This window comes from Thalassotalea ganghwensis (genome assembly GCF_053485795.1).
The window spans coordinates 318528-340834 of the sequence record NZ_JBQRUM010000002.1 but is presented as its reverse complement, the minus strand read 5'-3'; the positions used below and the strand labels follow the sequence as shown (position 1 = coordinate 340834).

Here is a 22307-nt window from a genome sequence, read left to right as displayed (position 1 = left end):
AATAGTTATCATGAAAGGCCGTTAGTGTAATTGTTAGCTCACATTTACACTAACGGCGTTGAGAGGGCACACTCAAAAGGAAGTAAAAATTATTTAAGGAGTGCTAATGCTTTTACACACCTAGCAACGTCTTCATGTGTTTCTTTTAAATTTTTAACCACTTGAGGCTTCATATCACCAAACTGATCGACCAAGGCTGCAAGCTCAACTTCACTAATTTTAGTGCACTCTGCGGGCACCATTAGGCTGGTATAGGTTGAGAGTAAACCTAAATCACTGCCTTCGTTCAATGTTGGTATTCTATCAACAATTTTATGTTTATAGGGAGCCTCCAATGCTTTTTGCTCTGCAGGAAATAATCCCCACATGATATAGCGCAACGTTGATAGCTTTAGTTGCTCTGGGTTATTCATCACAACATTAAACCACTTCGCCTTTACTTCTGCTTCAGGCCTAATAACTTCAGCGTAGATGGCGCTTTTGACACCACTATCAGTATTGTCAGTGAATTTCTCGGCCTCTAGCAGTGCCTTATAGTTGCCATGCTGATAACGATTAAGTTTAGCGATAATTCCCCAGCGTTTATCTTGGTCGATTAATAAGCCATCAAATGCCTTTTCACCATTTAAAATATTAGTTAATTTTTCCAAATGCTCAGTTGACTTAGCAATAGATACATAACGCGAATACCACAGTTTTTGTTCGTCAGAGCCTGCAGCAGATTTCTCTAGTAAACGTAAATATAAATCCTCTATTTCTTGATACAAACTCGAGTAATCATTTACGTTATGTCGTGTTGCGGTTTCAAGGTAACCCGCAGCAGAAGATAAACTCATGGCAATTTTTCTAACAACGTTATAGTTTTGCTCCCCCTCAATATTAGCTAAAGCAAAATTAACGAACTGGTCGGCAGGCAACTTTGCATCATTAACACTATCTGCCAAGCTTTGCCACAACATCAACCGCATCGTTGCACTTTCAACTGAATTGATATGAGCTCTAACTGAATCTAATGATTTTTGATCTAGATCGACTTTAACATAACCCCAATCCCCTTCATTTGGATAGACTAAATCAGGGCATTTTTGACCTTTCATTTCATTCACATTGGTCGTTTCGCCACGATAAATAATTGGCGTCGCTTTTGTTAACTTCATGACATCGCCAACGAGGTTATAGCTTCCGATTTGAACGCGTTGCTCCCGTAATGTAGGGTAACCTTCAGGAGCAGACTGTTCGATAGCGAATGCTGAAATTAAGCCTTGGTCACATTGATAATTAACTTTTATCGTATTTAAACCCGCTTGATACAACCAATCTTGCGTCCATTGACTTAGATCTTTACCAGCGGCTTTGCCGAGTTCACCGATAAAGTCATCTAAATCGGTGTTCTGATAAGAAAACTTTTTCAGGTAATTGCTCACGCCTTGACGGAAATTTTCTTCACCCAAATAATAAGGAAGTTGCTTTAATACCGATGCGCCCTTACCGTAGGTGATACCATCAAAGTTAGTTAAAGCATCAGCTGTAGAAGGAACAGGCAATTCTATTGCATGCGTGTTAACTGAGTCGTCACTTCGATACGCCCATTGCTTGGTACCTGAGTAAAAAACATCCCAGGCATTGTCATAATCACTAGCTTTATCAATGGCTAAGTTTGCCATATAAGTGGCGAAACTCTCATTGAGCCATAAACCATTCCACCAGCGCATTGTCACTAAATCGCCAAACCACATGTGGGCGAGTTCGTGTGCAATGGTGTTAGCTAAACGCATTTTTGAACGTGTTGGTTTTTCACCTCGGCTAATATAATTTTCATTAAATGTAACTGCCGCAACATTTTCCATTGCACCTGCGTTATAGTCTGGAACAATCACTTGGTCGTATTTTATAAACGGATATTTAATGCCAAAATAGTCATTGAAAAAAGCAAAGGCTTGTTTTGTCGGCGGGAACCATTCTTCGGTTTTGACATATTTCGCCATGCTTTGTCGAGCAAATAGTCTTAAAGGGATGTCTTGGTAGCTATCTTCCCACACGGTGAAATTACCAGCATGCATAGCAAATACATAGGAAGAAAACTTAGCAGATTCTGGGAAATACCATGTGGCTAATTCGCCCTTGTCTTCTATTTTTTCTTCACGCGTAGATGAAATGATTTTCCATTGTTTTGGTGCATCAACCGTAAGGGTATAAGTAGCTTTCAAGTCAGGTTGATCAAAGTGTGGAAACAACTTGTTGGCATTATAAGGTTGAAAGTCGGTATAAAGATAAACTTCCCCACTTTCTGGATCGACAAAGCGATGTAAACCAGAGCCATCGGTAGAGTAGGGACGTTGATAATCAATTGAAATCGTATTCTTACCTGGTCTTAAAAAAGAGGCTTTTATCGTAATAAACCATTTCTCGTAACCGACATCAACGGATTTACCATTTACCGTCACGTTATTAACCTTACCAGAATCAAAATCAATGGTTAGGTCATTATTATTGTTTTCAGCAAGGTCAAAATTTAGGGTTGTGACGCCAGAAAACTCAGTGGATTCATTGTCCAAATTTAGCATTAACTCGTAAGTGACATTGCTTACCTGTTTTGCCCGCATTTCAGCATAGTCAGCATAAAGAGATTCGCTGGCGACTCTGACAATACTTGGCGTTTGAACTTGTTCGCTTTGAACTGTTTTGGGAGCATTATCACATGCGGTTAAACTCAAAACACTTGCCAAGGCAATTGGTAGTGCTTTTAACGAGAATGAAAAGTTTTTATTCATTATGTTTTCCTATCAAGGTAACGGCGAATTCGCTGGTGCAAAATACAATATTTATCATTGTTGTTAGTAACGTTACTCGTTTTATTATTTTGGCTTGTTACTGCGTAATTCGATTGTTTAACGTGCTAAATTCCTCGGTGGTATTGGCTAGTTTTCGTTAGTTTACTGATTTGATTCACGACGAATTGAACTGCCACTGCTGCGAGGAAAGATTTCAACGGCGTTTTATAGCATAAAAAACCACCAGTTTCTTAACATTTTGTCTTGAAAAAACGTTGTTCGTCGCGAATGAGTTAAAACGCTTGTTTAGTAACATGGTAAACTTTTGCGATTATTAGCGGTTTCTTATTGTTCGTAACGAGTTTTTATGGATTTTTCATCAGCATTAGGCATGTTGTCTGCGTTGTTGGCTGCATTTTTTTGGGCAATTGCTACGCGATGGTTTAAAGGGTTAACTGAGCAGTTTAGTTTTTTAGGGCTCAACTTCGCTAAAGGGGGGATAACGATTATCGCCTTGGTGGCCATTAGTTTTTTGGTAGAGATTAACTATGTTGAAATGACATCCCAACAACTTGGCATTATCCTCATCAGTGGCATTATCGGTATAGGTATCGGTGATACTTTGCTATTCGCCGCGTTAAAAAAGCTATCAGAAAAACATACCTTGGTTATTGCAGAGAGTATAGCGCCGATATTTGTTGTTATTGGGGGGATCTGGTTGCTTGATGAGTGGCTATCTTGGCAACAACTTATCGCGATTGTGATGATCATTATTTCGGTCGACTGGGTTTTGCAATTACGAAGAAGCACTAAGCAGGCTAAAGATTCACTGGTTAAAGGCGCCTTACTCGCTATCGGAGCCGCATTTTGCCAGGCCGTTGGCATACTTATGGTGAGGGATGTCTATGTAGATATTTCGGTGGATCCATTTGTCGCTACTTTTTTACGTATTCTCGGTGGTTTAGCCTTTATTATTTGCTGGAGTCGAGGAAACGTTAAATCATTGATGCCTCACTCGGCTTTGGGGCTTAATGGCGCAATTAAACTGGTTGTTGGCAGTTTAATCGGCACATTGGGGGCGTTAGTTTTGGTGCAAATTGCGCTAATCAATACACCGGCTGCCATTGTGCAAACCTTGATCGCGACCAGCGCTATATTTGCTAGTATCATCGCTTTGATAAAAGGTGAGCGAACCAATACTAAGGTTTGGGTGGGAATAGTCGTTGCGTGGATAGGGGTAATGTTAATGGTTACTTCGGCAGCTTCAGGGTAAGTTTTGGCTGAATTTATCACCTCATCATTGGTGTTTCATCGATACTAATTTGTAAACTATCGAATTGCACTTGTTATTCACGTACTAAGGACTTTATTATAGCGGCCGTGGTTTCCTCAATAAAAAGTATCTTATGAAAATAAAAACAATTTTGATGACACTAACGGCAGTTAGTGCCCTGAGTTTTCCTTTGCAAGCGTTAGCATTTGAAGAAGAGGTTAAAGCAAAAGATAAAGATCATGCATCTTCTTGGTTAAATTTGTCTGACAGCGAACTTCAAGCCGTAGAATCTTATGCCAGTGATTATAAAAAATTTATCTTTAATGGCCCTACAGAATTAACTTTTGTTAAAGAAGCCATTAAACGCGCTGAAAAAAATGGCTTCAAACCATTAACCGAAAAAAGCCCATTAACTCCTGGTGCTCGATATTATGATGTAAATCGGGATAGAACGATTTCGTTAATTGTTATCGGGAAGAAACCTCTCGAGCAAGGTACACATATTGTCGGTTCACATATCGATTCACCAAGACTAGAATTGAAAGGGCGTCCACTTTATGAAAAGCAAAAGTTTGCCTTATTCCAAACTTATGTTCACGGAGGTATCAAAACCTATCAATGGGTTAATATTCCATTAGCGTTGGTTGGGCGTATCGATAAAAAAGACGGTTCTGTTGTTAATGTATCGATGGGATTTAATGAAGACGAACCGATTTTAATGGTTCCAGATCTTGCTCCTCATGTCGACCATCCTAATCGCGAAAGAAAAAGTCGCGACGTAATCAAAAAAGAAGAGCTCGATGTTATTATTGCAGCAAGGCCTGACTTTGATAAATCGATAAAAGAGCAGGTAGAGGCATATTTAAAAGAAAACTACGATGTAACTCTTGATGATTTAGTGTCTGCTGAACTTGCGTTAGTACCAGCAACTAAACCTCGCGATGTTGGCTTTGATCGCAGCATGATAGCGGCTTATGGGCATGATGACAAAGCAGCAGCGATTGCTTCGGTAAAAGCGATTATCGAACAAAAGGTACCAGAGTATACGTCAATTGCATTTTTAGTTGATAACGAGGAAGTCGGCAATATCAACAACACTGGTGCAAGTTCTAGTTATCTAGTCGATTTACTCAGCGGCATGTTATACAACAAACTCGGTCGAGATTATAACGATTATATCTTACGTAAGTTGTTGCGAAATACTAAAGTGATCTCTACCGATGTTAATCCAGGTGTCAACCCAACTTGGCCTGGTGTCTGGGAATTGGGTAATGCACCAAGATTAGGGAATGGTGTAAACTTGAAACTTTATGGTGGTGGTTTTAATGCCAATTCTGAATATTTGGCTTGGACGCGTAATTACTTAGATGAGCATAACATTAAGTGGCAAACGTCTACATATAAGGGTAAAGCTTCTGGTGGGACGATTGGTACATCTTTATCTGATGATAATATGGAAGTGATTGATTTTGGCGTACCAATTTTGTCTATTCATTCGCCATACGCTATTGGTTCTAAGGTAGATTTATATTCGCTCTACAAGGCGATGTCAGCGTTTTTTGCGCACGAATAATGGCGAAGAGTCGTTTGTTAAGAAAGGGAGCATTTGCTCCCTTTTTTAATCGATGGTTAATGTCTTCTTTGCTAAGACAGGGTTTGCGTACATCATCAATAACCAGTGTTTTTGTTGTTCAGTTAATGAAGACATTCGAGACAATAAATCAGGGAGCAATTCTTGCTCTTTTTTACCTTCTTTCAATACCTGATAACATGAGGTATTACTGTCATAAATACGATAGTTAGTGATAATTTGTTGATCAATTGCAGCTGCAATTTCTTTAGCGTTAGTGTATTCACCTTTGATAGGTTCGCCAAAAGCGATGTGAACACGTCCTTTCTGACCCACGATACCTTGAGTGATACTTTTTAAATCTTCATCGTCAGACTTTTTATAATCACCATTTGCTTCTCGCTGCGCTAATTCAATTGCTTTGTCAGTGTCACAAGGGTCATATTCATAAGATATCGACACGGGGACGATATTTAATATCGTTAAGTATTCCTCAATACTGATTTCTTTCTCTTTATTCAGTAATAACATTGAAATTAATGCCGCATTGGTTTTATCAAGCCCATCTTTGGCACGGCCTTCTTTTTGAGCGATCCAAATATTTTGTTGGTTGTCGGTTAAACTATGATGGATGTACGCAGAAAGCTGTTTAGAGGCGTTTAACATATCTCTTTTGGTTTTTTCGTTACGTTTTACAATAAAGCTTTTGTTAATACGCATAAGATCGGCAACCCACTTTTTATGCAGTAGGTTGTCACCGACAGCAGCTTCGACGGTTTGGGCGTTGTTCTTAAAAAGCGCCCAATTAATTAATGCAACATCAAGTACTATATCTCGGTGGTTACTGATAAATAGTGTCGGTTTTGAAAGGTTGAGTTTCTCTATGCCACTAAAGGTAACTCCTTGAGTAGAGTTTTCAATAAGTTTATGCAAGTAATCCGCTACATGAAGCTGAATATCATCAACAGTTTGCCAATGCTTCACTCTTTTTCGTAACGAACGTTGTACGAAAAAATCTACAAGGTTTGGGGCAATTTTACGTAGCTTAGGGCTTAAAAACGTTGAGATCGCGCTGATTAATTCAGGCTCATTTAATAACTGTTGTAAGACGCCGACAACTTCATGGTCTCGGTAAGGGCGAATATCATCAAACATTTGAAAAAGTCTCTCGCGCGAAAAAACTAGGGAATTTAAAACGCCGCATTGTAACGTAAAACTTATAAAAATATAACGTTAACGTAAAAAAAGCACTCCGTAGGAGTGCTCAAAGGTCGAGAGAGATTAAAACTAATGAATTATTAATAGGTTACAGTTTGGCGATGTCGTTAATGCTAACACTGCCTTTGCGTTGTCCTTGCATTAATAATGCCGCGACTTTATCAGGCGTTGGATTATTATCTAAGGCAAAATCGGTAATATGCTGATTGTTACAATTGACGTTTTCATAAATATAACTTTTGCTAAAACCCGATTCTTTAATTGCTTTGTTCATTTCAATACGGGTTCCTTGTGCAGCTACCATACAAAGGTTGGTAATGTTACTTTCATTGCTGGCTTTGAAATTTGCAGCATTTGCGCTTGCAACGGTTGCAATAGAAATAACGGCAGTGGCTAAAACTTTTGTTAATGTTTTCATGGCAATTCTCCTGTTGGTGTCCGAATAAGAAATTGCAACCACAATGCCAAACTATTTAATTAACTGATATCAATAGGTTTTTGTTTTATTTTGATTGCTGCTGGTAATTTGCGAAATGGCCGATATCAGTAATTTATGGCGCAAATAGGGAAGTTTTAGTCAAATCACTAAATCGTTAAAAAATTTGTAATAGTTAAATTTTTAGTGGTTAAATTTCTTTCAAATGAACAACGCTAAATTTTATAAAGATATCATTGTATAAAAAGATTATTTAGCGCTGTAAAAATAACCTTGAAAGGTCAACACACCCAATTCGAAATAAACCTTTGTTGATTTTTAATGCTAAATGATTGTTATTTAATCAAGTGTGAAAATAATTGCATTATTTATCGTTTTTTACTTGCCTTTTTATGCTTTAACCCCAAGTCTTATATTGAGTGATAATTAAAAAAGGAACAGCTATGAAAATAAATCTTTCTGGTCACCATGTAGAAATCACCGATTCAATCAGAGAGCACGTAGAGGAAAAGTTCTCAAAAATTTCTTCACATTTTCCAACATTAATATCGATCGACATGATTATTGCGAAAAATCATGGTAAACATCATGTAGAAATTACCACTAAGTTTGAGGGGGCTCGCGTAGCAGCAGAAGGCGAAGATGAGATAATGTACCCTGCTATTGCTACTGCGATGAAAAAATTCGATACGGCATTGAAGCATCGTAAAGGACAGTTAAAAGCAAACAAGCACCAAAAACCATCATCTACCGCAGAAGAAGTTGCATTCGAGAAAGTACAATCTCTTGATTTAGCATAGTTCAATTTACGTTAGAGAAAACGGGGAACTTGGTTCCCCGTTTTTGTTCAAGTAGAATGTCAGTGATAAAAACTATTGATACTGTTAAATAAAGGCCGTGCACATGATAATTGTTTCTAATGCTGTTCAGCTTGATGAAAACGAAGTTGAGTTAACTGCAATAAGGGCGCAAGGGGCTGGTGGGCAGAATGTGAATAAAGTATCTTCAGCGATTCACTTACGTTTTGATGTTGAAAAGTCATCTTTGCCGGATTTTTATAAAGAGCGATTACTTGCGTTAAAAGATAAGCGGTTAACCAAAGATGGTGAAATCATTATTAAAGCGCAGCAATTTAGGACGCAAGAAAAGAATAGAGAAGATGCCATTGAACGTTTAGTTGAACTTATAAAAAGTGTTGCTGTGGTACAAAAAGTTCGCAGAGCAACTAAACCGACCAAATCGTCCAAGCTAAAGCGCTTAGATCAGAAAACCCAGCGAGCACAAATTAAGAAATCTCGTGCAAAAGTGTCTTTGACCTAATGATCCATGATTGAGATATCTTGTCTGGACTAATTCAGTTTATTAAATTGGTTTAATCTTTAATGATACCAAGTATCATTTTTAATTTGTTAGCGCCTGTGCGACTGGTAGTCAATTCTGTTTTTATCTGATCATTCATGATGATCATGAGCTTACCATTAAACCATCGTTGAATTTCTTTTATAAAGTCAATATTAATCAAGTAACTGCGGTGTATTCTGATAAAATTATGCGCCGATAGATTTTGTTCCAAATTTTCAAGGCTATTATCTAAAGGGAAGAACTTTTTACCATCCCAGGCACTAACACTGCTTTGTTCAGAGCTTATATAGATAATATTGTTAGGCGATATTATTCTCATGCGCTCGCCTTTTTTACTGATTAATTTATTCAGCGTTGCAATTGATTTATTATTTTTCAATTGTGGCTTTTTATTTAAATGGGCTGCAGCCTCTCGTTGCGTTATTCTAAGCTTCGCTTTTTCAAGTGCCTGTTTAAGCCTTACTAGAGGGTAGGGTTTTAATAGATAATCAAGGGATGACTTTTCAAAGGCATTTACCGCAAACTGATCATAAGCCGTTGTGTAAATAATAACAGGTTGATAATCAAGTAAATCAATGAGCTCTATACCATTAACTTCAGGCATCTGAATATCTAATAAAATAATATCTGGTTTTAGCGAATTTATGTCTGCTATGGCTTGTTTACCATTTACACCATAACCGATAACATCGATATCATTCATCAAACTCAGCTGATAAGTTAATTTATCTCGTGCTGGTTTCTCATCTTCTGCAAAATACAGTTTATAGGTGTTATCATTAATGCTATTCAGTTTATTCATAAGCTCATTTCTAATCGGGTTTTTGCACCGTTAGTATTACCAATTGTTAATTTTCCATGCAACATGTGCTCGACGCGCCTTTTAACATTTTCAAGTCCAATTCCTTGCCTGCCTTTTTTCATTAAAATATCTTGGCTATAGCCTTTACCGTTGTCCTCAACAATAATTTCGATGCCATTAGGGCTAGGTTTGATCGTTAATGAAATCTCTAAGCTTTTTTGCTTAGCATTGTGTTTAATTGAGTTTTCTATTATAGGTTGGATCAATAATGGCGGAATACGAATATTTTTAAGTTCTTCCTTGATATTAATGTTAATGGTTAACTCGTCGCCGAATCGGGCTTTTTCTATATTTAAATACTTATTAATTATCGATAATTCTTGGGCTAATGGTACATATTGATGTTTAACGTTATCGAGTGAGTATCGTAACACATCCGCCAATTCATGAAGCACTTCATCAGCTAGGTTAGGGTTAGAGTGTATATAGGCGGAAATAGTATTGAGACTATTGAACATGAAGTGGGGGTTTAATTGATAGCGCAAGCTTTCAAGTTGTGCTTGCTTTCTCGCTGCTTGCTCGATTAGTATTTTTTGTCGAGATTCTAAATAACGTGTTACAGCGTAAATCACGGTTCCCCAAAGTAAACCGTTTAAAATAACAAACCACCCGAATTTTGGGGATTGATAAAGAGCATGGATAAGGTTGTCAGTGACAGCATTGCCACTAATCATTAATATCACTGTAATTATCCATTCACCAATCGTATTTTGTTTTCCCTTCTCGCGACGCTTAAAAATAATAAACGCCGATAGCCAAACTGGAAACCAATAGAAAGTAACAAACCAGATCGCTGACGCTACCCACGTATCTAATGAAAAAGTGGCAGCATCAACCGATATCAAGGCTAAGGTATAGCCAATATCAACTAGTAATAGCACCAAAAAGCTATATTTAAAAAACGGATGTTGTATAGTTTTCATTAATATTTGTGAACTTATTTTTAACAACCAAACAAGGTGTTAACTTACAACTTGTTTGGCCAATAGAAAAATTAAAAGTAACGAATGGCGCTAACTTCTAACTCATTTTGATCACTGAGTTGCTCGGTACCTGGCATTTTCCGCCACATCAAACTAACCCCGTCTAGTTGTGAAGCTGACCAATTTACTGGACTACCGTAACCATATTGTTTTAATTGTTCAAAAGCAACTTTAACGGTCTTCCACTCAGAGCTTGAGGGGAGGGGGGTTGCAAAATGATCCCAGTCTTTAACCTGTTGATGGTAAACAGAAAAAACAAATGGTGTCTGTGAACCTCGATAGGTAATTTCGATACCATTATAATGAGATGCATCAATAGTGTGATTAAACTTTAATTCAGCGCCTGCCCAAGCACCAAAGTTCATTGCTTTTCCCAAAGAAGTCGATATTTTTAAAATGTTATCATGCAACGTTATTGTTGCTTGAGATTGCCCACCCATTATATTATCACTCAGCGTTTGCCAATTTAGTTCAGTGTTTAAGTCATCTATTACCTGCTTAGCCTGTTTGCTTGGGACTTTTTTGTGACAAGGTTTTCCTAGTGGCTCAATTTTTTGATTAGCTGTTGCAAGTGCTTCTCGATTCAATGGCTGACCATCTTTAATGACCATGCTAATGTTATGTAGTGCTGAAATATCTTCTAATGGATTTTCTGCGATAACTAAAAAGTTTGCTTTATAGCCAGGAGCTATTTTTCCATAATTTTTTTCCCTTCCCAATATTGTTGCAGCATTAATTGTTGAAGCATTTATTATTTCACCATTGCTTAATCCTGCAATGGCTAAGGCATCAAGTTCATTGTGTAAGCCTAAGCCATGAAGAGTGTATGGGTTTCCAGCATCAGAGCCTGTACCAATTACCACTCCGGCCTTTTGCAGTTGAATAAGGTTTTGATAAGCAAAATAACGAGATTGCCAAGTAGACTGCTGCCATTTACTAGGACTTGGTACATTTTTAAACAAACAGTTTTGTAGGTTTTGATGAACTATGGGCAGTAATTTTTTTTGGTGGCTGAGATATTTTTCATCTTTTTCGAGTCCATTGTTATAATAGACTGAAAGCGTTGGAATATATGCAACGTCATATTGTTTCATTAACTCGATAAATTCATCATCAATCGCTTCTGAGTTTACTCCATGAGCCAAAACAGTTGCACCTGCTTTAATGGCTCTTTTTCCATCTTCTAACGTTGATATATGAACAAAAAACGGTAACCCTGCTTGGTTTGATAGTTCACCCAGTCGAGACAATTGCTTGTCTGTTAGCGTTTTCCCCTGATTGCCAAACGATTCTATTACTGCTTTGGTTACGTGAGGATTTTTAGCAAGGTGATTTTTCCATAATGTTTCTATATCTGCGTCTTTTTCAATAATATTCACTTGCCCCCCAAATTGTGTACCATGCCCTCCTGGATTGGTAAATAATGCTCCAGCGTAGTAAAAATCTGGTGTTATTTGTTCAGTTGCCGCTTGCTTTGCTGAGTCAATTGTTTGTTTAAAGGTAAATAGGTCGACAACACTGGTCACGCCTAAATATAGATTGGCGTTGAAATGCGCTTCAACAGGTAGGTATTGATATTCGCTATAATTACTTCCAGAGGCGCCCAGATGAACATGTAAATCGGTTAATCCAAAGAGCGCATACTGATTTTGTGCATCAATTATTTTATTGGCATGTTGATATTGGGATTTGCTTGCCGTTACCGCTATAATTTTTCCGTTGTTAACATATACCGTGCTTGGTGGACTAAATTTCTGTGTTGTTGGTTGATAAACCTTAAGATTATCTATACGTAAATCAATTGCTTGTACACTAAAACAGTGAAGTAACGCGAGTGAGAGTAGAAGTTTTAGTTTTGGGACCATAATGTATTTCTCATTTTAATAAATAATGTTTGAACAATACGCCTTCTAGTCATAACTTGCGTTTTGTTTTGTTTGAATGGACATGAAACCTTGGTTAATCGACATAAAGGTGAGCTGAATCGACAGGCGTTTGGAGGTTAATGAAGCTCTGAAGGAAAGACTAAAATTTTGAGGAGTTTTAATTCTAAGTTGGTTGCCAATTGTTGAGCACTCACTGTGGGAGAAATAAAGCAATTAAATTAAATAAATAAAAATAATGAGATGACAAACGTTTAATACTTGCGCTACCTAAAGTTTTGAAATATGACGTTCAGAACATTGCGTCAGCCTAAATAGCTAAATATCTAGTGCATCATTTAACCGACTTGCGAATTGGATGGCTAATAGCAACAATGTCTGGTTTCAACTTTGGGTTGGCATTGTTCACTGCTTTGAAGGCATTCAATATTGCTCCGGTTAATTAAACTAGTTAAATGTAGAAAAATCATCTTTGCCAGTTTTTTATAAAGAGCGATTACTTGCTTTAAAAGATAAGCGGTTAACCAAAGATGGTGAAATCATTATTAAAGCGCAGCAATTTAGGACGCAAGAAAAGAATAGAGAAGATGCCATTGAACGTTTAGTTGAACTTATTCAAAGTGTTGCTGTGGTGCAAAAAGTTCGCAGAGCAACTAAACCGACCTGATCGTCCAAGCTAAAGCGCTTAGATCAGAAAACCCAACGAGCACAAATTAAGAAATCTCGTGCAAAAGTGTCTTTGAATTAATGATCCATGATTGAGAGATTTTGTCTGAGCTAATTCACCTATTACTGTTCACCTAGTACCTTGATAAAGTCGTGCTTGGCATAAATTTTAGTAGCTCGCAAAAAGCCGCTAGGTCTCCAATCTCGATATCCCCCAAAATGTGTTACTTTTACATTTTAATGACCAGCCTCGGCGCACTAAAGCTCTGCGGATATGAAAATTTAAGTACCCATGACCAAACAGCACGACTTTACCGTTTTCTTGAGCTAACTGAATGAGCTGATTAGCGGCATTTTCAGAGCGAGCCTTTAAAGCGGCATAGGACTCGAATGAGCGATTTAATCCGAGCATCCAAAGAACGAGACAAAAATATAGCCATGTCATCGCTTTAAATTTAAACGGTAGCTTAAAGCGTGGCATATCTACCTCTTTGAATAAAGAGGAAATATAATCGGGTTTACGACCAGTATAAATTTCAGCAGAATGAATCGCTCGATTAAAATCGCTCGACAAAACAAAATAGGATCTTAGTTTGGGGTTGATTGATGCTGGGCGGCTATGCTCTGATACGCTAGACAAGTTATATCGACGAATCCACTTGGTATAATCAGTAGCATTTAAGACGGGATTATCCGCTGAAGCTGGCTTTCCGTGGCGAATTAAAATTATTTCCATATCAAACCTAATATAATAATAATGCATTTAAAAAAGATTGCTGTTACACGAGATTTGGCTACACCTTTGTAATTATTTAGCTAATTTATTTGTCATTTTCTTTTATATTAATAACTTACCTTTCTTTTTACTTGCATTTCATCAAGCGTTAGCAGGTTGAAGTGTTTGCTTTTGCAAGCATCATTCGCTCTATCTAGTAGCGTTAAAAATTTGCTCGATGAATGACTAAAATTGTCGAAGTTGAGAAGTTGTCTAGGTATTAAATAATTATTAGAGGCTTTACCGTTATCATGACCCGATGTTGATAAGATGAAAGCGTTAATTTTAGAAGTAGTATTGTTATCAGTAGTAAAAGTGATAAGTTTTATTAAACAATATAAGGGATCTAAGACGGTAAAAGCCAAAAAGATAAAACATTGCACGTTGAGACCTCCTTGTTGCAACACTTAAGCTTCGTCACTTAGTTTTAATAGTAGCCTAAAATATGCGTTGTGACTAACGCTGAGCTTTACTTCGGGAGTAAAACAGTTTTTTTCTCAAACTGGCTAGAGTCGTTTTGGCTTAAACGCCGCAATAGGTAATTATAATCGTTTTACTTGTGGTAATTTTGATACAAATTTTATAGTATGCTACAAAATTTGTATCAAAGGTGACTGATGAATATTCCATTACCAGGGCTGCCGGTTAGGGGCTCAAAAACAGGCAAGCCTATTATGGCTTTACTTGATTTATTAGGGCGAACATGGGCTTTGGGAGTGGTTTGGCAATTACAATATAAACCTTTGCCATTTAGAGAGCTACAACGAAAGTGTGATGGCATTTCACCTTCTTTGCTAACGACAAGATTAAAAGAACTCAGTGCTGCAGGATTAGTTGAACGTACTATTGATGGGTATAAGCTGAGCGAATTGGGCGATAGTCTCTTTTGTTTAATCGCACCGTTAAGCCAGTGGTCACAAGATTGGGCAAATAGTTTAACGAAAGTTGAAAAAAATTCTCAGGGAAGTAGAGGTAAAAAAGATGATTAATGAGATAAAATTTACTCAAATGCCCCTTCAACGGGCAAGCGCTGAGCGAAAATCACCTCAATGGTTTCAAAGGCAGCTTGCTCAACCGAAAGCATCTTTTTTACCTATCCATAAAGGAAATTATCTTTTTGACGGAGAAACGCAAGTGATCGTTTCAAAAGAGGATTACTTGCGCTTAGAAGAGCAGTATCAACTTGAAGCAATATTTTTAGGTTTAAATGATGCTCAGCCATTGTTTGTAGTTGATTGCACTCATATTAGCTTAGAAGATTTACTTTCATTTCTAGCGTCAGATGCGCAAGCTGTCGAGTTTAGAGCTAGCGCTATGTGGCTTGAACAAGAAAAAGCAGCATACCTTGCTTATGGGCGAGCTTTGGTACATTGGCATAGGGCATATGCTTTTTGTGGGTTTTGTGGAGAGAAAACTCAAAGCCATGAATCTGGGCATATGCGAAAATGCACCAATATTGCTTGTGGCAAAGAGCTGTTTCCACGCACCGACCCCGTTGTGATTATGTTAGTAGAGCATGTGTCAAAAAGTGGAGAAAAGCGCTGCTTGCTAGCAAATCATTTACGCTCGCCTGACAATTTAGTCTCAACCTTAGCTGGCTTTGTTGATCCTGGAGAATCATTAGAAGAGGCCGTGGTTAGAGAAGTAAAAGAGGAGGTAGGGTTAACGGTTGCTCATGTTCATTATATCGCGTCACAACCTTGGCCATTTCCTCACTCTATTATGCTTGGTTTTCATGCCGTGGTTAGTGATGATGTCATCACTATCGATAAGGAAGAACTATCGAGCGCTAAATGGTATAACGAGGAGCAAGTCAGAGCGTTAAATGATTGGGGGAGCGAGCTCTCTGGTACGCAAATTCCACGTAAAGAGTCTATCGCACGCTATTTAATCGAGGCTTGGTTAAAAGAGCAATCTTGAAGACGCCCTAGTTAACTTTCTTATCGACAAATTTTACAAATTTTGAATTTACCTCTATAGCTTAATTAAGTTGGGTCGATTAAGCGTTGGTGATATGAAATTACTCTCTGTATTGTTGCTATTGCTAGTAGGCTGCAATATGAGTGCTATCGCCTTTGCCAAAAATGTGAGTTCCGTCGATGTTTGTTACGAAGAGTGGCGTCCCTATGCCTTTAAAGACGAAAAAGGTGACTTTCATGGCGTTACTATTAATAAACTTAGAAATCGAGCAGAACAGCTTGGGATTACTTTAACGTTTTTCGAGTTACCCTTTTCTCGTTGTGCAATAGGCACAAAGGGCGGCATTTACGATGTTGCTTTGTTTGTGGATGATACTGATGAGCTCACTTTAATACCAAAGCCTATCGCCTATTGGGACATTGCTGTTGTCACCCATAAAGATAAACCATTATTGAGTAAAAATGCGTTTGAAAACCCAAACATTAAAAGGGTGCTATTAGGGCGAGATTACATTTACCCTGCAGCTATGCTTGAACAACTGGACTCTTTAGAAAAAGTATTAGTGACAGCGTCTTATTATATTCGCGGCGATAGGGATATACCGCGTGTCTTTAGCTATTTAATGGCAGGTCAAGTCGACGCAATGCTTATCGATAAAGCGTGGGCAGAGCAGGTGATGCCATATTACAAGCTGCCGTTAGTGAGCAGTTCTTGGTTGCTATATCAACAACCTCAATATGCGGGCTATGGCTCTCTAGGTAAGTCCAAATTAGCCGTGATAATTAAGCTATTCGAATAAAAAACGCCCTGGTATTCAGAGCGTTTTTTGTTAATTAATGACTAGCCAATGAACTTGCGCGCGTTTCTAAACATGCGCACCCAAGGTGAGTCTTCTTGCCATTTATCAGGGTGCCAAGAGTTCGCGACGGTTCTAAAAACACGTTCTGGATGTGGCATCATAATTGTCACACGGCCATCTGTTGTTGTTAGTGAGGTAATGCCATCGGGTGAACCATTCGGGTTTGCTGGGTAGGTTTCTGTGATCTCTCCATAGTTATCAACATAGCGCATCGATACCGTATTAGAATCATTCGCTACGCTAACAGCTTCTGGTGAGGTAAATTCAGCTCTACCTTCACCGTGAGAAACTGCAATTGGCATTCGAGAGCCTTCCATGCCTTTAAAGAAAATAGATGGACTTTCTTGGATCTCAACCATTGAAAAACGTGCTTCAAATCGCTCTGATCGGTTTTGAACAAAGTGCGGCCATGTGTCAGTACCTGGAATGATTTCTTTCAGGTTAGACAGCATCTGACAACCATTACATACCCCTAAAGTAAAGGTATCTTCACGGTGGAAAAATGCTTTAAACATCGATTTGGCTTTGTCATTAAACAAAATAGATTTTGCCCAACCTTCACCAGCACCCAATACGTCACCGTATGAGAAACCACCACAGGCAACGAGGCCATTAAAGTCAGCTAAATCAGTACGGCCAGAAAGGATATCAGACATGTGAACATCGACAGCGACAAAACCTGCTCTATCGAATGCTGCTGCCATTTCGACATGAGAGTTAACGCCTTGCTCACGGAGGATAGCAACTCTTGGATGCTGGCCTGTTTGCGCATCTTTCGCGATTAAATCTGCGACAATATCTTCATTCAAATCGAAGGTCAGAGCTGCATTTAACCCCGGATCTTCAGTATCGAATTTAACGTCATACTCTTGCTGTGCACATGCAGGGTTATCACGTAAAGATTGCATTCTTAACGTAGTTTCTGCCCACATTGTACGGAAATAGGTTCGAGAGTTTGTCAGTACTTCTTGGCCATTTCGAGTGAAGCGGATCATATCTTCGTTATTTAACGTTCCAATTTCTGTACAGAAAGGCGCTAGGTTGTGGTCATGAAATACCTGATTTACCGCCGTAAAGTCTTCTTCTCGAACTTGAATAACCGCACCGAGTTCCTCATTAAATAATACTTCAACATCAGAACCTGAAAGCGCACTTAGATCAATATCAACCCCAGTGTGGCCCGCAAATGCCATTTCAGCAACGGTCGTAAATAAGCCTCCATCACTACGATCGTGATAGGCTAATAGTTTTTGCTCGGCAACTAAGGTTTGCAAAGCGTTAAAGAAATTCTTTAATGCTAGTGCATCATCTACGTCAGGTGTTGTTGTACCTAGATGTTTATAAACTTGTGCTAAACATGAACCACCTAAACGGTTCTTGCCAGCAGAGAGGTCAATAGCGATTAAACGACTATCACCTTTGTCGGTGCGTAATTGAGGAGTAACGGTTTTGCGAATATCTTCAACTCGACCAAAAGCAGTGATAACCAATGATAACGGCGAAGTAACTGCTTTATCTTCACCATTTTCTTGCCATTGGGTTTTCATTGACATTGAATCTTTACCAACGGGTATCGTCAAACCAAGCGCTGGACATAATTCTTCACCAATGGCTTTTACTGCTTCATAAAGACCTGCGTCTTCTCCTGGGTGGCCAGCTGGTGACATCCAGTTAGCTGAGAGTTTGATGCGATTAAGATCGCCAATATCTGTACCAGCAATATTGGTGATGGCTTCAGCAACAGCTAATCGAGCGGATGCGCCATAGTTTAACAAGGCAACCGGCGTGCGTTCACCCATAGACATGGCTTCACCATGATAAGAATCCAAAGAGGCAGCGGTAACACCGCAGTCAGCAACTGGTATCTGCCAAGGGCCAACCATTTGATCACGAGAAACCATACCGGTTACGGTGCGATCGCCGATGGTAACCAAGAACGTTTTTTCTGCAATCGTTGGTAAACGCAATAAACGTTCTGCAGCGTCGCTCACTGTAATCTGTTCTAAGGCAATCTCATCGCCGGCAGCAGTGGCAGATTTAACGTCTTTTTTAATCTTAGGTGTTTTACCTAGCAAGACGTCAAGTGGTAAATCAATCGGGGTATTTAGGACATCATCGTCTTTGAAATGCTGGTCAGTTACCGTTAAATGTTCTTCTTCTGTTGCTTTACCAACAACGGCAAATGGCGCACGCTCACGCTGACAGATTTCAGTAAATAAAGGCAGTTGCTCGTCAGATACGGCTAATACATAACGTTCTTGAGATTCATTACACCAAATTTCATGAGGTGTCATACTACGTTCATCGTTGGGTACGTTGCGAAGCTCAAATACACCACCACGTCCGCCGTCTGATACAAGCTCAGGGAAAGCATTTGATAAACCACCAGCACCGACATCATGAATAAACAAAATAGGGTTTTTGTCGCCAAGTTGCCAACATCTGTCGATTACTTCCTGACAGCGACGCTCCATTTCAGGGTTTTCTCGTTGTACTGAAGCAAAGTCTAAATCTTCTGCTGATTGTCCTGATGCCATACTTGATGCAGCACCACCACCTAGACCGATATTCATCGCTGGCCCACCCAATACAATTAGGTTAGCGCCAACGCAAATTTCACCTTTTTGGACATGTTCATCACGAATATTACCTAAACCACCAGCGATCATAATTGGTTTATGATAACCACGAACTTCAACACCATTAAATGAATTAACTTGTTCTTCATAGGTACGGAAATAACCGGTAATAGCTGGGCGTCCAAATTCGTTATTAAACGCTGCACCACCAAGTGGACCTTCAATCATGATGTCCAATGCACTTACGATACGGTCTGGTTTTCCATGATCCGTTTCCCATGGTTGTTCAAACCCTGGAATTCTTAGATTTGATACCGAAAAACCGACTAAACCCGCTTTAGGTTTAGAGCCAACACCGGTTGCGCCTTCATCTCTAATTTCACCTCCAGAGCCCGTTGCTGCACCTGGGTATGGTGATATTGCAGTAGGGTGGTTGTGGGTTTCAACTTTCATCAAAATTTGAATGTCTTCGTGCGAATATCCATAAACTTTGGTTTCTGGATCTGGGAAGAAGCGACCACCTTCAGAGCCGACCATCACTGCAGCGTTATCTTTATAAGCGGACAATACAAAGTCGCTGTTAACTTCATGAGTGTTACGGATCATTTTAAACAGCGATTTTTCTTGAACAACGCCATCGATAGTCCAATCGGCATTAAATATTTTATGGCGACAATGCTCTGAGTTTGCTTGTGCAAACATGTAAAGTTCAATGTCGTGTGGATTACGTCCTAATTTCTTGAAATTTTCCGCAAGGTAAGTAATTTCATCATCGGCTAAAGCTAAGCCAAGCTCTATATTGGCTTTTTCTAATGCTTCGCGGCCTCCCGTCATAACATCTATCGAGCTAAACTTACCTGGCTCAGCAGTAGCAAATAATGCATGCGCTTGTTCAAATTCAGCAAAAACACTTTCCATCATGCGATCATGTAATAATGAAAGTAATTGTTTTTCTTGCTGTTCACTTAACGATTCAGCGGCAATGTAATAAGCAATACCTCGCTCTAAGCGAACAATTTTGTCTAAACCACAATTATGAGCAATATCTGTTGATTTTGATGACCACGGAGAAATGGTGCCTGGGCGCGGTGTCACTAGGACAAGCTTACCGACAGGCTCATGCTCTTCTATTTTAGGGCCATAGGTGAGCAGCTTTGCGAGAACATCTGACTCTTGCTCAGACAATTCATCGTTAAGATGTGCAAAGTGAGTAAACTCCGCATAAATATCATTAACAGGGATACTTAATTCTTCACATTGTGAAAGTAACTTATTAACTCGAAAATCAGATAGTGCCGGAGCGCCTCGGAGGGTTTGGATCAACATCGCCATTAGTTTACTCGCTGGTAAAAATAATTAGGGGTAAAAATCGCGCGTATTATAGAGGAATTAACCGCTTTTGATAAGGAAAACTTTGCCAAGATACAACTATAGTTAAAAAGTACTTTATCATCGGCAAAAATCACGCGACAATGAATCATTATGAAGGAAAAGATCATCGAAGCATTTAAAAAATATCATTTTTTGCTGGTAAGCTGTTTGTTGGCACTAAGCTTGATTCAAGGCTGCAATACACAAACGGAGCATGCGAGTTTGTCTCGCATAATAGAACGCGGCTACATCGTGGTGGGGACATCCTATGGACCAACTAGTTACTTCTTAGATGCTGAAGGCCCGACCGGTTTTGAATATGAATTGGTAAAACGCTACGCTGACTACTTGGGAGTGGAACTAAAAATCGTCCCTAGCTACAGTCTCGATGAACTTTTTATCAAATTGGATAATGGTGAAGTAGATTTATTGGCGGCTGGCTTAACGGTAACCCCTAATCGGCAAGCCCTTTATCATTTTTCACCCAGCTATAATGAAATCAGCCAAAAACTGGTATTCAAGCAAGGTAAAGAGCGCCCTAGAGAAATCAGTGATTTAACTGGAAAGCTATTGGTTACCAAACATTCCAGTCATGTTGAAAACTTAGAAAAATTGCAACAGACCCATCAGTCATTGTCTTGGCAAGAAAGCGCTGATTTAGATAGTGAAGAATTGCTTTTACAAGTACTTGATGAAAGTATCGATTATACCGTTGTCGATAGCCATCGATTGGCTGTTAACCGTCGTTATTACCCTGAAATTAGCATTGGCTTTACGATAAAAGATGAACAACCTTTAGCGTGGGCACTCAGTAAAAAAGGTGATGATAGCATTTTTGCTAGTGTTATTGAGTTTTTTGGTAAAGTTCATCATGACGGAACACTACTGGCGTTGAATGATAAATATTATGGGCATGTCGAGCAGTTTAACTATGTTGATACACGTATGTTCATTCAAGCAGTTGAAGAAACCTTACCTAAATACCAACCAATTTTTGAGAAATACGCACAAGATATGGATTGGCGCTTACTCGCAGCAATCAGTTATCAAGAGTCTCACTGGAACCCAAGAGCGCGTTCATACACTGGGGTGCGAGGCATGATGATGCTTACACTACCGACAGCCAAGCAAATGGGGATTAAAAGTCGTTTAGATGCAGAGCAAAGTATCCGTGGTGGTGCAAAGTATTTTAAGCAGCTATTTGATCGCATGCCGGCACGAATTCCTCATCCCGATAGATTGTGGTTTGCGCTAGCGTCATACAATGTGGGCTTTGGTCACTTGAATGATGCGCGCATTATTACCCAACAACAAGGTGGTGATCCTGATCGTTGGGTAGAAGTAAAAGAGCGTTTACCACTGTTAAAGCAGAAGAAATACTATAAAAATACCAAGTACGGTTACGCACGCGGCGATGAACCGGTAAATTATGTTGAAAATATTCGTCGATACTACGATACCTTGACCTGGATAGATGATAAGCAAAAAGTCGAGCAGGAACAGGCTAAGATTGAGCGGGAATCTGATGTAGAACAACAGCTAGAACAACAAAATGTTACAATTAAAGCGGAGGAAATAGTTGAATAGTTGCCTTGAAATGTCATAAAAAAGTCACAATACTAAGTGATAATGGTGACAACATTACAAAAGGTAACTTATAGAGAGAAGTTGTAAAACAGGAGTTTTAAGATGTTAAATAGAAATCGAAAATTATCACAAGCAATCCAACGTAAACGTTTATTACAAAGACAAAAGCAAAAATTAAATTGCCGACGTCAC

Annotated in this window: 17 protein-coding genes; 9 read left to right on the top strand and 8 right to left on the bottom strand. The window is 39.0% G+C overall.

All coding sequences use genetic code 11. The features are described 5' to 3' along the window. Window positions 1-89: 89 nt before the first annotated feature. Window positions 90-2771 (bottom strand): aminopeptidase N, encoded by a 2682-nt coding sequence (pepN, locus tag ACSLUH_RS03465; RefSeq protein WP_448564618.1) that lies wholly within the window; start codon window positions 2769-2771, stop codon window positions 90-92. Window positions 2772-3138: 367 nt separating this feature from the next. Between pepN and ACSLUH_RS03460 the strand changes: the two genes are divergently transcribed. Then, window positions 3139-4044 carry a DMT family transporter gene (locus ACSLUH_RS03460; RefSeq protein ID WP_448564616.1) on the top strand — a complete coding sequence of 302 codons (906 nt, stop codon included), beginning with the start codon at window positions 3139-3141 and terminating at the stop codon, window positions 4042-4044. 133 nt (window positions 4045-4177) lie between these two features. Beyond that, window positions 4178-5617 (top strand): zinc-binding metallopeptidase family protein, encoded by a 1440-nt coding sequence (locus ACSLUH_RS03455; protein ID WP_448564614.1) that lies wholly within the window; start codon window positions 4178-4180, stop codon window positions 5615-5617. Window positions 5618-5662: 45 nt separating this feature from the next. Here ACSLUH_RS03455 and ACSLUH_RS03450 read toward each other — a convergent pair whose 3' ends face one another. Both ACSLUH_RS03450 and ACSLUH_RS03445 read right to left on the bottom strand, forming a co-directional pair. Then, window positions 5663-6769 carry a 1-acyl-sn-glycerol-3-phosphate acyltransferase gene (locus ACSLUH_RS03450; protein WP_448564612.1) on the bottom strand — a complete coding sequence of 369 codons (1107 nt, stop codon included), beginning with the start codon at window positions 6767-6769 and terminating at the stop codon, window positions 5663-5665. A gap of 151 nt (window positions 6770-6920) precedes the next feature. Next, complete coding sequence (locus ACSLUH_RS03445; protein ID WP_448564610.1) at window positions 6921-7250, bottom strand: DUF3718 domain-containing protein; 330 nt, start codon at window positions 7248-7250, stop codon at window positions 6921-6923. A 461-nt stretch (window positions 7251-7711) separates the two neighbouring features. Here ACSLUH_RS03445 and hpf point away from each other — a divergent pair, with 461 nt between their 5' ends. After that, window positions 7712-8068: a ribosome hibernation-promoting factor, HPF/YfiA family gene (hpf, locus tag ACSLUH_RS03440; RefSeq protein ID WP_448564608.1), complete on the top strand. Its 357-nt coding sequence runs from the start codon at window positions 7712-7714 to the stop codon at window positions 8066-8068. A gap of 103 nt (window positions 8069-8171) precedes the next feature. Beyond that, entirely contained in the window at window positions 8172-8588 is a 417-nt protein-coding gene (arfB, locus tag ACSLUH_RS03435) for an alternative ribosome rescue aminoacyl-tRNA hydrolase ArfB (protein WP_448564606.1), read from the top strand. Between the two features lie 52 nt (window positions 8589-8640). Here arfB and ACSLUH_RS03430 read toward each other — a convergent pair whose 3' ends face one another. From ACSLUH_RS03430 to ACSLUH_RS03420, 3 genes are all read right to left on the bottom strand, one after another. Continuing rightward, window positions 8641-9432, bottom strand: a complete 792-nt coding sequence (locus tag ACSLUH_RS03430; protein ID WP_448564604.1) for a LytR/AlgR family response regulator transcription factor — start codon at window positions 9430-9432, stop codon at window positions 8641-8643. Next, window positions 9429-10415 carry a sensor histidine kinase gene (locus tag ACSLUH_RS03425; RefSeq protein ID WP_448564602.1) on the bottom strand — a complete coding sequence of 329 codons (987 nt, stop codon included), beginning with the start codon at window positions 10413-10415 and terminating at the stop codon, window positions 9429-9431. Before ACSLUH_RS03425 ends, ACSLUH_RS03430 begins: the two co-directional genes overlap by 4 nt. Window positions 10416-10486: 71 nt before the next feature. Then, window positions 10487-12340, bottom strand: coding sequence for a CIA30 family protein (locus ACSLUH_RS03420; RefSeq protein ID WP_448564600.1), 1854 nt, complete (start codon window positions 12338-12340; stop codon window positions 10487-10489). Window positions 12341-12830: 490 nt separating this feature from the next. Between ACSLUH_RS03420 and ACSLUH_RS03415 the strand changes: the two genes are divergently transcribed. After that, on the top strand, window positions 12831-13025 hold the full coding sequence (locus ACSLUH_RS03415; protein WP_448564598.1) for a hypothetical protein: 195 nt from the start codon (window positions 12831-12833) through the stop codon (window positions 13023-13025). Between the two features lie 189 nt (window positions 13026-13214). Here the strand turns inward: ACSLUH_RS03415 and ACSLUH_RS03410 are convergent, their stop codons facing one another. Next, window positions 13215-13760: a hypothetical protein gene (locus ACSLUH_RS03410; protein WP_448564596.1), complete on the bottom strand. Its 546-nt coding sequence runs from the start codon at window positions 13758-13760 to the stop codon at window positions 13215-13217. A gap of 656 nt (window positions 13761-14416) precedes the next feature. Here ACSLUH_RS03410 and ACSLUH_RS03405 point away from each other — a divergent pair. From ACSLUH_RS03405 to ACSLUH_RS03395, 3 genes are all read left to right on the top strand, one after another. Continuing rightward, on the top strand, window positions 14417-14788 hold the full coding sequence (locus ACSLUH_RS03405) for a winged helix-turn-helix transcriptional regulator (RefSeq protein WP_448564594.1): 372 nt from the start codon (window positions 14417-14419) through the stop codon (window positions 14786-14788). Further along, complete coding sequence (gene nudC / locus ACSLUH_RS03400) at window positions 14781-15719, top strand: NAD(+) diphosphatase (protein WP_448564592.1); 939 nt, start codon at window positions 14781-14783, stop codon at window positions 15717-15719. The genes ACSLUH_RS03405 and nudC overlap by 8 nt, the downstream gene beginning before the upstream one ends. A gap of 94 nt (window positions 15720-15813) precedes the next feature. Continuing rightward, window positions 15814-16518, top strand: a complete 705-nt coding sequence (locus ACSLUH_RS03395) for a transporter substrate-binding domain-containing protein (protein WP_448564590.1) — start codon at window positions 15814-15816, stop codon at window positions 16516-16518. 41 nt (window positions 16519-16559) lie between these two features. Here the strand turns inward: ACSLUH_RS03395 and purL are convergent, their stop codons facing one another. Continuing rightward, the gene (gene purL / locus ACSLUH_RS03390) at window positions 16560-20483 is read right to left on the bottom strand and encodes a phosphoribosylformylglycinamidine synthase (RefSeq protein WP_527252153.1); all 3924 of its coding nucleotides are present in this window, start codon (window positions 20481-20483) and stop codon (window positions 16560-16562) included. A 156-nt stretch (window positions 20484-20639) separates the two neighbouring features. On the opposite strand from purL, the gene mltF reads away from it, so the two are divergent. After that, window positions 20640-22115, top strand: coding sequence for a membrane-bound lytic murein transglycosylase MltF (mltF, locus tag ACSLUH_RS03385; RefSeq protein ID WP_448564586.1), 1476 nt, complete (start codon window positions 20640-20642; stop codon window positions 22113-22115). The last annotated feature ends 192 nt before the right edge of the window (window positions 22116-22307 follow it).

Excerpts from the sequence above, each read along its gene's own strand:
- ACSLUH_RS03410 (WP_448564596.1), bottom strand. The coding sequence starts at position 13,760 with ATGGAAATAATTTTAATTCGCCACGGAAAGCCAGCTTCAGCGGATAAT.
- mltF (WP_448564586.1), top strand. The coding sequence starts at position 20,640 with ATGAAGGAAAAGATCATCGAAGCATTTAAAAAATATCATTTTTTGCTG.
- arfB (WP_448564606.1), top strand. The coding sequence starts at position 8,172 with ATGATAATTGTTTCTAATGCTGTTCAGCTTGATGAAAACGAAGTTGAG.
- ACSLUH_RS03455 (WP_448564614.1), top strand. The coding sequence starts at position 4,178 with ATGAAAATAAAAACAATTTTGATGACACTAACGGCAGTTAGTGCCCTG.
- ACSLUH_RS03445 (WP_448564610.1), bottom strand. The coding sequence starts at position 7,250 with ATGAAAACATTAACAAAAGTTTTAGCCACTGCCGTTATTTCTATTGCA.
- ACSLUH_RS03395 (WP_448564590.1), top strand. The coding sequence starts at position 15,814 with ATGAAATTACTCTCTGTATTGTTGCTATTGCTAGTAGGCTGCAATATG.
- ACSLUH_RS03450 (WP_448564612.1), bottom strand. The coding sequence starts at position 6,769 with ATGTTTGATGATATTCGCCCTTACCGAGACCATGAAGTTGTCGGCGTC.
- hpf (WP_448564608.1), top strand. The coding sequence starts at position 7,712 with ATGAAAATAAATCTTTCTGGTCACCATGTAGAAATCACCGATTCAATC.
- nudC (WP_448564592.1), top strand. The coding sequence starts at position 14,781 with ATGATTAATGAGATAAAATTTACTCAAATGCCCCTTCAACGGGCAAGC.
- ACSLUH_RS03430 (WP_448564604.1), bottom strand. The coding sequence starts at position 9,432 with ATGAATAAACTGAATAGCATTAATGATAACACCTATAAACTGTATTTT.
- ACSLUH_RS03405 (WP_448564594.1), top strand. The coding sequence starts at position 14,417 with ATGAATATTCCATTACCAGGGCTGCCGGTTAGGGGCTCAAAAACAGGC.
- purL (WP_527252153.1), bottom strand. The coding sequence starts at position 20,483 with ATGTTGATCCAAACCCTCCGAGGCGCTCCGGCACTATCTGATTTTCGA.
- ACSLUH_RS03425 (WP_448564602.1), bottom strand. The coding sequence starts at position 10,415 with ATGAAAACTATACAACATCCGTTTTTTAAATATAGCTTTTTGGTGCTA.
- pepN (WP_448564618.1), bottom strand. The coding sequence starts at position 2,771 with ATGAATAAAAACTTTTCATTCTCGTTAAAAGCACTACCAATTGCCTTG.
- ACSLUH_RS03420 (WP_448564600.1), bottom strand. The coding sequence starts at position 12,340 with ATGGTCCCAAAACTAAAACTTCTACTCTCACTCGCGTTACTTCACTGT.
- ACSLUH_RS03460 (WP_448564616.1), top strand. The coding sequence starts at position 3,139 with ATGGATTTTTCATCAGCATTAGGCATGTTGTCTGCGTTGTTGGCTGCA.